The 12,396-nt window shown below is 57.3% G+C and carries 14 protein-coding genes; 9 read left to right on the top strand and 5 right to left on the bottom strand.

Going from position 1 to position 12,396, the window contains the following annotated elements; translation table 11 throughout:
- Nucleotides 1-242 precede the first annotated feature (242 nt).
- From NE851_RS23255 to NE851_RS23245, 3 genes are all read right to left on the bottom strand, one after another.
- Complete coding sequence (locus tag NE851_RS23255; RefSeq protein ID WP_210299113.1) at nt 243-1,016, bottom strand: metallophosphoesterase; 774 nt, start codon at nt 1,014-1,016, stop codon at nt 243-245.
- A gap of 251 nt (nt 1,017-1,267) precedes the next feature.
- Complete coding sequence (locus NE851_RS23250) at nt 1,268-3,256, bottom strand: AAA family ATPase (protein ID WP_183907873.1); 1,989 nt, start codon at nt 3,254-3,256, stop codon at nt 1,268-1,270.
- A gap of 18 nt (nt 3,257-3,274) precedes the next feature.
- Nucleotides 3,275-3,574: a hypothetical protein gene (locus NE851_RS23245; protein ID WP_183844990.1), complete on the bottom strand. Its 300-nt coding sequence runs from the start codon at nt 3,572-3,574 to the stop codon at nt 3,275-3,277.
- 155 nt (nt 3,575-3,729) lie between these two features.
- On the opposite strand from NE851_RS23245, the gene NE851_RS23240 reads away from it, so the two are divergent.
- The 5 genes from NE851_RS23240 to NE851_RS23220 all read left to right on the top strand — a co-directional run bounded on the left by NE851_RS23240 (nt 3,730) and on the right by NE851_RS23220 (nt 7,556).
- A complete protein-coding gene (locus NE851_RS23240) occupies nt 3,730-4,248 on the top strand; it encodes a helix-turn-helix transcriptional regulator (RefSeq protein ID WP_183844991.1) in 519 nt (172 codons plus the stop codon).
- Between the two features lie 505 nt (nt 4,249-4,753).
- Complete coding sequence (locus NE851_RS23235) at nt 4,754-6,613, top strand: hypothetical protein (protein ID WP_183844992.1); 1,860 nt, start codon at nt 4,754-4,756, stop codon at nt 6,611-6,613.
- Between the two features lie 224 nt (nt 6,614-6,837).
- Complete coding sequence (locus NE851_RS23230) at nt 6,838-7,071, top strand: DUF2171 domain-containing protein (protein WP_028756543.1); 234 nt, start codon at nt 6,838-6,840, stop codon at nt 7,069-7,071.
- 53 nt (nt 7,072-7,124) lie between these two features.
- Nucleotides 7,125-7,334 carry a hypervirulence associated TUDOR domain-containing protein gene (locus NE851_RS23225; protein WP_028756544.1) on the top strand — a complete coding sequence of 70 codons (210 nt, stop codon included), beginning with the start codon at nt 7,125-7,127 and terminating at the stop codon, nt 7,332-7,334.
- 36 nt (nt 7,335-7,370) lie between these two features.
- Nucleotides 7,371-7,556 (top strand): DUF3008 family protein, encoded by a 186-nt coding sequence (locus tag NE851_RS23220; RefSeq protein WP_028756545.1) that lies wholly within the window; start codon nt 7,371-7,373, stop codon nt 7,554-7,556.
- 13 nt (nt 7,557-7,569) lie between these two features.
- Here NE851_RS23220 and NE851_RS23215 read toward each other — a convergent pair whose 3' ends face one another.
- Nucleotides 7,570-8,289 carry an MgtC/SapB family protein gene (locus tag NE851_RS23215; protein WP_028756546.1) on the bottom strand — a complete coding sequence of 240 codons (720 nt, stop codon included), beginning with the start codon at nt 8,287-8,289 and terminating at the stop codon, nt 7,570-7,572.
- Between the two features lie 245 nt (nt 8,290-8,534).
- Between NE851_RS23215 and greA the strand changes: the two genes are divergently transcribed.
- The gene (greA, locus tag NE851_RS23210; RefSeq protein WP_028756547.1) at nt 8,535-9,017 is read left to right on the top strand and encodes a transcription elongation factor GreA; all 483 of its coding nucleotides are present in this window, start codon (nt 8,535-8,537) and stop codon (nt 9,015-9,017) included.
- Between the two features lie 93 nt (nt 9,018-9,110).
- On the top strand, nt 9,111-9,470 hold the full coding sequence (locus tag NE851_RS23205) for a hypothetical protein (protein ID WP_368411036.1): 360 nt from the start codon (nt 9,111-9,113) through the stop codon (nt 9,468-9,470).
- Nucleotides 9,471-9,509: 39 nt separating this feature from the next.
- On the opposite strand, the gene NE851_RS23200 is transcribed toward NE851_RS23205, so the two are convergent.
- Complete coding sequence (locus tag NE851_RS23200) at nt 9,510-10,403, bottom strand: LysR family transcriptional regulator ArgP (RefSeq protein ID WP_028756549.1); 894 nt, start codon at nt 10,401-10,403, stop codon at nt 9,510-9,512.
- A 100-nt stretch (nt 10,404-10,503) separates the two neighbouring features.
- Here NE851_RS23200 and NE851_RS23195 point away from each other — a divergent pair, with 100 nt between their 5' ends.
- On the top strand, nt 10,504-11,112 hold the full coding sequence (locus NE851_RS23195) for a LysE/ArgO family amino acid transporter (RefSeq protein WP_028756550.1): 609 nt from the start codon (nt 10,504-10,506) through the stop codon (nt 11,110-11,112).
- A 273-nt stretch (nt 11,113-11,385) separates the two neighbouring features.
- Nucleotides 11,386-12,327: a LysR family transcriptional regulator gene (locus tag NE851_RS23190; RefSeq protein ID WP_028756551.1), complete on the top strand. Its 942-nt coding sequence runs from the start codon at nt 11,386-11,388 to the stop codon at nt 12,325-12,327.
- Nucleotides 12,328-12,396 lie beyond the last annotated feature (69 nt).

Raw genomic sequence — 12,396 nt, 5'->3', positions numbered from 1 at the left:
CCTGATGGACATCGTAGCAATACTGCTGGCAGCTTTCGGGCTTGACAGCTTCAAGCTATTCTCCGTCCCCTCGGGAATACCTTTAAAACGGATAGCGCGAATATCGGGATCAATACATGCAACGTCAAGAGGTGCGAATCCGGAATCTGCTCTATCCACAGTATGAAGGTCTTTCTAGGGATCGACGGACACCTTGGCCCAGTTGACAGTTCGTTGATGACAAGGTCGAAGTCATATTCGCGTTATAAATCGATCACGAAATCAGGCCGAAATCCTGATGTGCCGCGCTCACCACCATAACCGCGAGGATTGCAAATTACTCTGGTCTTGGCAGCCATATAGTCACGGAATTTATGGATGTGGCCGTGAATCCAGACGTCGGGCCGTCTTCGCGCGATCAAGTCCGAAAGATCACTTCCAAACGCTGCATTGGTTACACTCCCAAAAAATCGGGCATCGAAGCTCCGAATGAGCGGTGCGTGGTGGGTCACGACGAATGTGCGGCCGTCGAACGGCTTTTCCAGTTCGCGGTCAATAAATGATCGGCTCGCGATATGGCGCTCAAGGATTTCCTGAACTGTGATCAGCCCGTTTTCACCGGGGCGTCGAGGGTCGGATCGGAAAATGCAGGAGAAATCCGCCATCAGCGACGGCACTAGGCCGAATGCAACAGCCCGACGTTCCTCCGGCGGAACATGCTCGTCCCCACCGATAGACACCGCAAAGTCGGTCCACAAGGTAGCGCCGACAAAGCGGCAACCGGATGTCTCGATGCTTTGATTTTCTAGGAGATGGATGCGGGTGCCTTCGATTTCGCGACGTGCTCTTTCCAGCGCAAGATCGATGCTGCTGTTGTAATAGTCGTGATTTCCCAGGACCAAGATGACGGGCATATGCCGCTCGATATCGCGTCGCAGGTAAGCGATGCTCATCGAAACGTTTTCCGAAATATCGCCTGCGCAGATGCAGATATCCGCATCCGGAATCCGAAGGGGAGCGCCCACGAGAGCATCCATCGGGGAGTAGTGGAGGTCACTGATGATCCAAGCTCTCACTCGGCCGTTCCTTTAGCAGAGGCAAAGGTGTGGGGATGACGCGCCGGAATTTCCGCCGCAGTCTTTCTGTTCAGAACTTTGGGAATTGTCTGCGTCAGCCAGATTTCATGGGCGCGTCGTCAGGCACTGTTCGTTCAGGTCGAATGCCACGGCCCGCACCACTGCGAGAGCAACCTTTTCACGGACCAAGGAAATGTTGACAGAACGGTCCCTCAACATTTCCTTGCCACCGTCTGGTCTGAGGTTGTTGCTCCTGGCCAAAGTTTTTCCAGCTGATTCCCTTGCAGTCGCTTGTGCTTGGCCAGCTCGGCAGCGAATTTCACAAGCGTTTGCTGCAGGCCGCTGAGCATGTCTTTTGCCCGCGCGTACTCGGTTCGAAGAATGCCATCGACCTCCGCTCTCAGCCTGCGGTCCTGCCACAGCTCCGAAGAGCTGCTCGTGTTTATGGAGCCTGGTAGATAGTAGGGCGACGTACCAAAGCCGTATTTCGTGATCATTTCGACGGCGAGTTCCGTTGCCATCGCGAAGTCGCTTTGGCTCGAACCTGAAGCCATAGTCGACCGGTCTCCGTAAGAGACTTCTTCCGCAGCCGCCCCGGCCAGGTGCATGGCGACTAGGTTCATCATTTCCCCCTTAGTTTTGAAGGGTAGCCTTGGGTGCTCGATAACAGTGATCCCGTGCGCATCGATGTCTGTTGCGAAGTTCCGGGCGTTATCGAACACCTCAACCCGCTCGACTCTTCCAACTCGCAAAGCGTGAGCTATAAGCGCATGACCCGCTTCGTGAATTGCGATGTGCAGCTGGTATCCTTCATTCAGAACAGGCAGGGGCTCGATCTTTTCTCGGAGGTCATCAATTGTGACGCCCCGGCGCTCCTGTCGCGCCGTCCGACGGGCATCCCGCGACAGGCGTTCCAGATCGGCACCGCTCTTGCCGGGCAGTCTGGCGGCGATTTCCTTCAAGGAAGGATGTTCGGCAAGGGATGGGAGATGGAAAGCGAGGATTTCGGCCCGGGCTTCCGCATTCGGCAAGGGGAAGTACACATGCTTCTCTAACCGACCGCTTCTGATGAGCGCGGCATCGATTCTGTTGGGGTGATTGCAAGCCCCCACGACGACGACGCCTTCTCGTCCCTCGACACCATCGAGGCACTCCAGGAGTGCGTTCACCACCTGGACGCTGTAATCAGCGTGTCTGGAATCGAATTTGGTACGGTCGCCAATGGAGTCAAATTCGTCCAGAAATAACAGGCAGGGCGCATTTTCCTTGGCGCTCGCGAAGGATCGGTACATTGCCTTGAGCATATCGCCTAGATGACCATCTTTGCTGCTCTGCCACTTTGAAATGGACGTGGCTTCCAGATGCATCTCGCACTCCGCCGCGAGCGCTGACGCAAACCTCGTCTTCCCTGTGCCCGGCGGACCGTAAAACAAGCACCCCTTGTCGACATCGGACCAGGCTAGCTTGCCGTCGCGCCAATCCTGGAGGTCTTTCTTCAGCTCCAGTGCCCAGGTGGACGCCTCACCGAAGCCTTTGGAGACATCCAGTCGTTTGACTTCGGTCGATAGGAGGCGCTGCTTGCTTTCATTCCGGAGCCGCGTCGCCGCCCGCTCGGCCGGTTGCCCAATCCGGTAGATAGCCTCCATCCTCTCTGAAGGCTGTTCGGCGATCAGCGCAATATGGTCGTCGGAGAGATTGCCGCAGCCCCGGAGCCTCCCAAGCGCTCGAAGGTGGCGGGGATCACACAGGTGGAGGCGGTCACGGACCGTTGCCGCGAGTTCGAAATCCTCATGGATTGTCGATCCCTCGGTCACGAAGACGATCAATCTGCCTGACGTGAGATGCTCAGCAGGGTCAATCTCCCAACCGCGCCGACTCTTAGACGCCGGATGTAGGCAAAAGCGAACTTTCTCATCTTTGAAGATGATTTTCGCCGCCTCCTGGATATCGTTCAACTGCCATGCGGCTGGTACCACGACGAGCCCAACGCAAAACGGATTACAGATCGGCTCGATGTTTCGGCGGACCAGGCTCACCAATGCACAATAAGCTAAGAAAAGGCGCGTAGACTTCATCGCGAGTGCTGCTCCTTCACGACGAGCCTTGAAGGGGCGGGCGGATCGCAATCCGTTCAGCTGGATCGCGATCCGCTGGAGTTTGGTGATGTATGCGTCGAGGTTGTCCTTAAAGGCCGTATCCATCGATATTCTCCGCCCGGATCAGATGAGGCCGTCGTCGAACCGATACCAACGGCTCAACGTCCGCGCGAGCTTCCGCTTCCCGTCGAGATAAAACAGCTCGGAGGTGATGCCGGGACCGTCCTTGATAGACGGGTGCCCGCTCATCTCGCCCATCAGGCAGGGCACCGCGCGGCTCGCGACAAAACAATTCCGGATGTTGACAAGCTCGTTCGGTGCTGGGTGGCTGCCGGGCAGGGCAAGTTGTTCGAGATCAGCGAGGAGCGACCTCAGTCGCGGGAGGATCACGAGGGGTGGGGTTCCAAGCCATTTGTCGTTCATCGAGAGGACCTTTTGATTCGAGTTCCGTTTGCGGGCGAGCAAGGAAATAGACCGATTCGTGAGACATACGCAAAGAAAAAGAGTTGAAAGCTCCTTTGGTAAGACAAATGCCCAATATGTTGACATTTTGCAAATGAAAGCTGCTCTTCCGCCAAATGAGGATTTTGGCGAGCCAGTTCCGGGCAGCACGAGCGCTTCTTGGTAAAGATCAAGAGGATGTCGCGGCGTGGGTGGGACTGGATCGCCGCGAAGTCAGTCGATGGGAAGCCGCCAAGTACAAGCTGTTCTCTTCGGATGCCGAAAACTTGCAAAAGGCGTTTGAAAAAAACGGAATTGAATTTCTGACATCCACAGGAGTACAGGGAGCAGGGGTACGCTGGCTCAAACCGGGCCAAAAGGACCGATACCGGGGAGCGCAGTTCCGCGCGGCTCGCGCGATGGCTAACCTGTCGATGCGCGACCTCCAAACAACGTCCGGCGTGAACCGGAACTTCGTCACCCGGTTAGAAACGGGGCAAATCGCCGGACTGAATCTGGAGACTTTAAAGAAGCTGGAGCAGGCCTTTGCTCGGTTGAATATCGAACTTACCGCTGAGACCGAGAATTGGGGGGCGGGAGTCCGATGGATGGTCCCAGAACCGTTCTCTCAGTCTGCCGCGAAGGAGCATCAGTAGGCTTTTGCGTCGTCAGGTAACTCGGAAAGGTGTCCTCTCCGAGGCCCACGAAAGCGGCTCACAGGGTTCGCAGATATTCGATGTCGAGGGAATCGAATTCCTTGGCGGAGACGGTAAAGCAGGAGCCGAGATTACGTTGGAAGACTGGCGGGCACGAAGAATTCTTCCGAGGCAAACAGGTGCAAACGGCCCGAGTTCTGATCAATTTGTCCCAGACCCAGCTAGCGCTGAAGCTTGTGTCGCCAGAAAGGTCGTGACGAAATACGAGAGGGCGCGGTGAAGACGCCTGACAGGCTTTGATGAGCAGGTCGTGCGAGCTTGGAGGACGAAGGCGTGATCTTCTTTCCAGACATTGCAGGTGAGGCATAGGAGTCCGCTTAAAGCCTCGCTGTCTTCGCCGGAAACAAAACCGGAAGGGGAGACTGGGGAGCCAGAGACCCACTCGCAAGGGCATATGGGAGCAGCTACGCCGATCTGTCACCAAGTAGCAGTAAGGGTAAATGCGATGCTTTACGATCCACCGATTACAATCACCACAGAAATTGCTCAGCGACTGATTTCCCTTGAAGGGAAACGCCTTGCGGTTCCGGTAGCTCCCCTGCCAGGCGAAGGGCTCGCTGATGTAGCGTTCAGATCGGCGAGTATAAACGGCTTGTCAACGACCAATCGAATGCTGGGCAGGGAGGCCAAAGCCTTTTCGCACCAACTTGCGGCGCTGGCAACGTTCGAAATCTCGGCGATAGCCGATCTCATCGGGACACCAAATGGAGCCGCTGATCTCGTTCCAATCTCATACCCCCGGGTCAAAGGGCCGAACGAGTCAGACGAAGGCGCTGCTCTGCACCGCAATGAGAGCAGCCATTACTCATTCTTCGGCAGCAGGGTTACAGCAAAGCAGCTAATCTCTAACCGACGCGTCTCGCCACGGTCGCTCCGCGAGTCGCCACATTCCCGGGCAATATGGCATCTTGCCCCTTTGAACTTCGATCCAACAACTTTGGAAATGCTGCTGGATCATTGTCCGGTTTGCCTTGCTGCCCTAGATTTTCTGAATAGTCGCGGAGTTTGCTTCTGTCATAAGTGCGGTAGCAGAGGCGATTTGCGAAATCACCCACAACCCATCGTGAGCGTACCCCACGAGGATGCGTTGCGATTTCTCGCAGGCTTGCTTGACCCGTGTCACCCTGAAAGCAAAGTCACGCTCTCCAACCTACATCCAGACATCTCGAAGGAAGAGCCTGGTTCCATCTTCTTTTTGGGCTCACTCATTGCAAATGTGTTGGATGGTAACGTACAGCCAAATGCCCTGGCACGGCGATATTACCTCGCGGCGCAGGCCGCTTCCCCGACCAATCTGGCTCTGGCCGCGAGAGCCTTGTTGGACTGGCCATACGGATTTGAGAAACTTCTTCCTGAGTTGGAGAGGAGACTGCCGTTTTCGCGACCAAGCTTAAATGGGCATCCATTCGTCATACTTTTCGGCCAGTCTCGCCTGGTCAGCAAATCGCTCCTTAAAGTGTGTGCAAATGCGGCAAAATCGACCGATGTAAAACGGATAGCGGGCTTGGCATTCGGGGGCGTCGAGGGTGGATCGCCTAAGGACGGAAAAGCTCCTGCCATATTCAATTCAAGCGCTGAGTATGAACTTCTCAACCTTGCTGTTCGCTCGAAAGAGGTTTTTGCCCTGAAGTGTGTCACTGGGCTGCCAGTTGGCATCCTCTTAAACTGCTTTCGGTACGGTGCACTAAGATGCCCGGAAGTCGGTCTGGCTTCGGCTTTCGTACATTCGTCAATTGGTCAGACTGAAATGGCCTCATTTCTGAAGTCGGTCCCAAAGACGAAGAGCAAGGCATCGTTGCCAGTGAAGAGTTTTGTGTCTGTGATGTTCAGGCTGCTCGGCTGCCCATGGCCGCCGGTCATACGAAAGCTGTTAGAAGGCGAGTTGCCTGTGGTAAAACACTCGTCGGGTGGCACCTGGATTGACGCATTGCACGTCATCGATTTCGAGAATTGGAAGGCTATACTAAGCCAAATATTGCCATCTACGAAAGTCGTCAATGTACTTACTTGGAATGACGTTGCGTTCTACTTGGATAAGAGCCGCACATCTGCGTTCGCCAACACCCGACACCATTTCTTAAACCATGAACGTCCTACCATGGAAGAACTTGCTTCTTTCAGGGCTAAATACATTTCGATCAGGGAGATCGCGGGTCGGTTTCGTATTGGTGGGGTTAAAATGCCTGAGCAGCGTATATTATGGGAGCTGAAGCGAGCTGCGATCCACTCGCCACCTGGAAGAGATGGCTTCGGGCTACGAACTGAAGTCGAGAGTTTCTATGGACAGTCAATTTCGATATCGTAGAATAGGTCCATCAGAACCACGTTGGGTGAATCGTTTCTGACCGCGTTCTGAATCGTTTTTTCTTGCGCTCTCTGATTTTTAAGGATTATTTTGAATCATTTTGAATGGATTTCATAACATCGGGGCTGACGAGCATAATTCGGTGCGCGGCCGGATGCCTCGGAACCAAGTTTGCTCCACCTCGTTGCCAGTTCGTAGCTGACAATGATGCAAAGGAGGAAACGATGATTTCCGCAGATCAGATCCGTGAGCATATGGAAGTGCGGGCTGCCGACGGCACCCATGTCGGCACAGTCGATCACCTCGACGGCCCGACACGCATCAAGCTGACGAAGCTCGATTCGGAAGACGGCAAGCACCACCTGATCCCGATCGATTGGGTCGATCACGTCGATGCACACGTCCATCTGTCGAAGAACGCCTGGGATGTCCGGATGCAATGGGCCACCATCAACTGAGAGCCCATCGGCTGCGGCTTGCGGGCCGCAGCCTCTTTGAAACAGGAGCCGCCATGCCGAAGCAATTGAAGAAGGGCGACGAGGTAAGCTGGAATACCAGCCAGGGAAAGACCGAGGGCAGGGTGGTCAGAAAGCAGAGCGGTCCGACGACGATCAAAGGCCACAGGGTGAAGGCATCGAAGGCCGAACCGCAATATATCGTCGAGAGCGACAAGTCGGGAAAACGCGCCGCACACAAGCCTGACGAACTCCGGAAGCTTTGAACCGGCGGTCGCTCGTTTGAGCAAGAGGAGATCGATATGCCAGCCAAATCGAAGGCCCAGCAGAAGGCGGCAGGCGCCGCACTCTCGGCCAAGCGTGGCGAGACGCCGAAGAGCGAACTCAAAGGCGCCTCGAAACAGATGGTCGAATCCATGAGCGAAAAACAGCTGGAGGAGTTCGCCTCAACCAAGAGGAAGGGCAAACCCGAGCACGTGTCGAAATGAAGGGAATGGAGGTTTAGTTCGTCGTCGACTGCATCGAGAAATCCGCGACGTCATGCGCCTTTGACAGGGCATTCACGATCTCGCGGGCGGATGTGTCATGGTCTTTTGCCATCCATCTTAGTTCGAATGTCACGCCGGCGTGTCCATCGGTGGTCCGTGCAAAGGAAACGAACAGAGCACGGCATGCGAGAGGTTTCAGCGCTTCCGACAGTTCGGGAATATCGGCATCGGCGCTGCGGATGAGAAGCGTTGCCTTGCGTTCGCAGCGCAGCCACGTATCCAGACGCTTCAATGGCGACAGGACGATGAAGGCAAGCGCGGTCGCCACCATCCCGGTCAGGATCTGGCCGCCGCCGAAACAGAGGCCGACCACCGTCATGAACCACAAGGTCGCCGCCGTGGTGACGCCGGTCATCATATCGCCGCGCCTGAGGATCGCTCCGCCGCCGATAAAGCCCACGCCCGTCAGCACGCCGAGGGGAAAGCGCAGCACGTCCATCTGGGTGAAGGAGCCAGGCGTTTTTCCGTATACCGAGAGAAGAAGGTTTGCCTGGACCATCGCCAGGCAGGCGGCAAGCGCCACCAGGATAGTGGTCCTGAAGCCCGCCGCGTGACCGCCGCGCTCTCGGTCGAGACCGATCAGGCCGCCGGCAACCACCGTCAGCGCGATACGCGTGGCGATATCCCACCAGCTCGGCGTCAGTGGCATGGCATCCGTCAGGAACGCAGGCATGTGTTGGTCCAGACTTTGTCGTGGCGCTCTGGCTGCTCGCGGGGCTTTTGCCCTTCCTCAGCCGTGCACCGGTCTAAACGCCATGCGGGGCAGGACGGTCCCAAGGCTCCCAAGCTAGTGGCGGCTGATGAGCCAAGATTGGCGGTTCGTCTGCAGTCGGTGTATGTAGGGTGCCGACAAACAGATGGGGCATTCGCCCCGCCAGCGATAAAGCGCGCGCACTGCGCCTAAAACGGAGTTCGAGATTGGCCGTCGCCTTCACCAAGGAAGAGAGTTTCGAAACCGCTTCGGAAACCCTGCTGCCCGACCGTCCGATTTCGCCGCACCCCAACCTTGTCACGGAGGCGGGGCTGAAGGCTTTGGAGCTGCAATTCCAGCAGGCCCGCGAAGCTTATGATGCTGCGAGCACGATCGAAGACGTGAACGAGCGGCGGCGGCAGACGGCCAATCCCTTGCGTGATCTTCGCTACTTAGCGGCAAGACTTCGCACCGCCCAGATCATGCCTAACCCTACGTCAATCGACGCCGTCGCCTTCGGCACCACGGTGACTTTCCGCCGTGATGACGGGCGCGTGCAGACCTATCGGATCGTCGGGGAGGATGAAGCCGATCCCAAGGCCGGATCGATTTCCTACGTCTCGCCGGTGGCGCGGCTTTTGATGGGCAAGGCTGTCGGCGATGCGGCGGAGGCGGGCGGCCAGGAATTGGAGATCATCGCCATCGCATAAGAGCGCGATATTTATTTTGGTACTATTCGGTACTTTATTTATCGAACCTTTACTCTCCCTGGCTAGAACGGTGACATTCCATCATCGAAGGTCATGCTCATGGTCAGGGCAATTTCCAGTTCCGCATCCACAATTTTGAGTTCCGTCGCTTCAACCTCGACTTCGAGTTCGTCGGATCAGCTTGCCACTCTCGAGGCCCAGCTTGCCGAAAAGAAGGCAGACCTGGAGCAGACGCAGGACGAGCAAGAGAAGGCCACGATCCAAAAATCCATCGATACGCTGGAAGCCAAGATCGCCAAGCTCGAAGCGAGCGAAAGCAGCCAATCTCAGTCGTCTGCCGCATCGAAGCCCACCGATGAAGCTTCTGGAGAATTCTCCGGCGAAAGCGAGCGCATCGGCACGAAGAATTTTGACGAGACCAGCGAGTTCGGCAGCCGCACGGCTTACGTCTGACAAAGCGCACTCGGTCCTGCTGTATCTTTAAGTGATGCATCAAAGACGGCGCTTGGCCACCGTGACGACTTCACGCGTCAGATCCGCCAAGCGGTCGGCGGCGAGGCGGTTTATCTGCCAGTAGAGCGGGACATCGAGGGGCGTGTCGGGCACCAGTTCGACCAGCCGTCCGGATGCGAGATGCTCGTGGGTCAGCTGGGTCGGGTTCATTCCCCAGCACATGCCCGAAAGACTCGCCTCGACGAAGCTCTGCGGCGACGGCAGCCAGTGGGTGGGATAATCGAGATCGCGTCCGAACGTTCGCCTGATCCAGCTGCTTTGGAGCCTGTCCTTCTGATTGAAGGTCAGCGCCGGAGCGTTGCGTATCGCCTCCGATGTCACGCCCTGCGGAAAGTGGCGCGCGACGAATTCGGGGGTTGCCGTGGCGTGGTAGCGCAGAAACCCAAGGGCAAAACGCCGGCATCCGCGAACCGGCTTTTCCAGGCTGGTGACGGCGGCGATCACCCGCCCGCGCTGCAGCCATTCGGCGGTATGATCCTGATCGTCGACGGCGATGTTCAGCAGATAGGAAGAGCTTTTGGCGAAATTCGACATGGCCTCGACGAACCATGTCCCGAGGCTGTCAGCATTCGTGGCGATTTGAAGCGTGACCCTTTGGCTGGGCTCGTCGGGATCGACGAGAGCCGGCAGCTGCCCGAAGAGTTCGGCTTCGAGCATGCCGACATTCTCCACATGGCGACAGAGCCATTCCCCCTTTTCCGTCGCCGTGCACGGCGTGCCTCTGACGATGAGAACGGCGCCGAGACGCTCTTCCAGCTGTTTCACGCGCTGAGAAACGGCCGAAGGCGTCACGTTCAGGACGGCCGCCGCTCTTTCGAAGCTGCCTGTCTGGACAATGGTTGCGACGGCGCGCAGCGCGGGATAGTCGAGCATGGATTAGTTTCGCTTAATCGGAGTTAGTTGGATTAATTAGCCTAATTCTCGTAATCGCGGTAGCGCAACCCTACCGAATTAAGGGGCGTTGGCCGAAGCGATGAATTTTTCGATCTATATAACCGGCCTGATGATGGGCCTCAGCCTGATTGTCGCCATCGGCGCGCAGAACGCCTTCATCCTCCGCCAGGGCTTGCGCAACGAACATGTCTTTGCCGTCTGCCTCGCATGCGCTGTCTCCGATGCGGCTCTGATCGTGCTTGGGGTGACCAGCCTGCAGCAAATCGCCAGGTTCATGCCCTGGCTCGATCCCGCCATGCGCTACGGCGGAGCCGCATTTCTGTTTTGGTACGGGGCGAGAAGCCTCTATTCGGCCTTGCGGTCGTCCGCGGCTTTGACGGCCGGGGAGGCCAAGACATCGAGTTTTGGGCAGACGCTTGCGACCTGCCTCGCGCTCACCTGGCTCAATCCGCATGTCTATCTCGATACGGTCGTGCTGCTCGGCACGATATCGACACGTTACCCGGGGCAGCAGACTTCGTTTGCTGCCGGCGCGGTGACGGGTTCCTTCCTGTTCTTCTTTTCGCTCGGATATGGCGCAACATGGTTGCGGCCGATCTTCTCGAAGCCCTCGTCCTGGCGGATGCTGGAAACGCTCGTCGCTTTCACGATGTGGGTGATCGCCTTCAAGCTGCTGGGCGGCATGTGACCGCCGTTCGATCGTCGATCATCCACTTCGGCGGCCGAGGCAAGGGTGCTCAATTCCATTTCGCGCTGACAATCCGCCAGCAGATGCGACGGAAAACGCTTTAACTGCCGGATCGCATATTCATGGTTCGCATCCCTGCGCCTCTGCGACTTGAATGCGGAAAGGGCCTGTACGATATTCCAGGTGCTTGATTGCGTCATGTCCGGCCTCCTTTGCTGGCATCATTGCTGCCACAATGAAGATATCCGGTCGATTGACATTCAATCAAACAAAATGATATGCGGTTATAAATCAGAAAAATTGAAAGATGTGACGATGAGCATTCCCTTTCGCCGTCCCATTCCGCTGCTTGACAACGATGTGCTGCGGACCTTCGTGGCCATCGCCGAGACAGGCAATTTTTCGACCGCCGCGGAAGCGGTCTTCCGCACGCCATCGGCAGTGTCGATGCAAATCAAGAAGCTCGAGGAACAGCTTGGTGCGACGCTATTTTTGCGCGACGCCCGCTCGGTATCCCTGACGCGCCACGGCGAGATGTTGCTGTCCTACGCCCGCAACATCCTGGCGCTGTCGAACGAGGCGGTGTCGCGCTTCATCATGCCGGAGCTCAGCGGCGTCGTGCGGCTCGGGGCGCCGGAAGATATCGGCGAACGGCTGCTGCCGAGCATCCTGAAGAGTTTCGCCGAGAGCTATCCCGGCATCATGGTCGACGTGACGATCGACATGAGCATCGGGCTGAAGAAGCGCATGGAGGAGCAACGGCTCGACCTGGCGTTGATCAACTGTGCGACGCGGCCGTTCCCGACCGGTGGCGAGGTGGTCTACCGCGAGAGGCTGGTCTGGGCCGGCGCCAGGTGTGGTTCGGCCCATCGCCGCGATCCCCTGCCGATCTCGATCTGGGAGGACGGTTGCATCTGGCGCCAGGAGGCACTGACCCAGCTCGAACGCAACAAGCGGCCCTATCGCGTCGCCTATCTCAGCGGCCATACCATGGCGCAGCGCGCCGCCGTGCTCTCCGATCTTGCCATCGCGCCGCTGCCGCTTTCCTATGTCAACGAGGACATGGCGCTCCTCGGCCCGAATGAAGGTCTGCCGGAACTTGGCGCCTTCGATATCCGTCTGCTGACCGCCTCACAGATGTCGGGGCCGATCGAGACGGTGGCCGACAGCATTCGCAGCGCCTTTGCCGAACGGGCAAAGGCAGTTGCCGCCTGAGGGGCCTTTCAGCCAGTGAACCTTTTGGTTTGTCGCGCGTTATTGGCGCGGACGGCATTTTGTCGCCGT

Source organism: Rhizobium anhuiense bv. trifolii (genome assembly GCF_024346605.1).
GTDB lineage: Bacteria > Pseudomonadota > Alphaproteobacteria > Rhizobiales > Rhizobiaceae > Rhizobium > Rhizobium anhuiense.
Note: the sequence above shows the minus strand (reverse complement) of the source record. Positions and strands in the feature narration are given on the sequence as shown.

Bases quoted from the DNA above. Each gene is read 5' to 3' on its own strand.
- NE851_RS23190 (WP_028756551.1), top strand. From the start codon at position 11,386: ATGATATGCGGTTATAAATCAGAAAAATTGAAAGATGTGACGATGAGC.
- NE851_RS23200 (WP_028756549.1), bottom strand. From the start codon at position 10,403: ATGCTCGACTATCCCGCGCTGCGCGCCGTCGCAACCATTGTCCAGACA.
- NE851_RS23235 (WP_183844992.1), top strand. From the start codon at position 4,754: ATGCTTTACGATCCACCGATTACAATCACCACAGAAATTGCTCAGCGA.
- NE851_RS23215 (WP_028756546.1), bottom strand. From the start codon at position 8,289: ATGCCTGCGTTCCTGACGGATGCCATGCCACTGACGCCGAGCTGGTGG.
- NE851_RS23205 (WP_368411036.1), top strand. From the start codon at position 9,111: ATGCTCATGGTCAGGGCAATTTCCAGTTCCGCATCCACAATTTTGAGT.
- NE851_RS23220 (WP_028756545.1), top strand. From the start codon at position 7,371: ATGCCAGCCAAATCGAAGGCCCAGCAGAAGGCGGCAGGCGCCGCACTC.
- NE851_RS23230 (WP_028756543.1), top strand. From the start codon at position 6,838: ATGATTTCCGCAGATCAGATCCGTGAGCATATGGAAGTGCGGGCTGCC.
- NE851_RS23225 (WP_028756544.1), top strand. From the start codon at position 7,125: ATGCCGAAGCAATTGAAGAAGGGCGACGAGGTAAGCTGGAATACCAGC.
- NE851_RS23255 (WP_210299113.1), bottom strand. From the start codon at position 1,016: ATGGATGCTCTCGTGGGCGCTCCCCTTCGGATTCCGGATGCGGATATC.
- NE851_RS23240 (WP_183844991.1), top strand. From the start codon at position 3,730: ATGAGGATTTTGGCGAGCCAGTTCCGGGCAGCACGAGCGCTTCTTGGT.
- NE851_RS23245 (WP_183844990.1), bottom strand. From the start codon at position 3,574: ATGAACGACAAATGGCTTGGAACCCCACCCCTCGTGATCCTCCCGCGA.
- NE851_RS23195 (WP_028756550.1), top strand. From the start codon at position 10,504: ATGAATTTTTCGATCTATATAACCGGCCTGATGATGGGCCTCAGCCTG.
- NE851_RS23250 (WP_183907873.1), bottom strand. From the start codon at position 3,256: ATGGATACGGCCTTTAAGGACAACCTCGACGCATACATCACCAAACTC.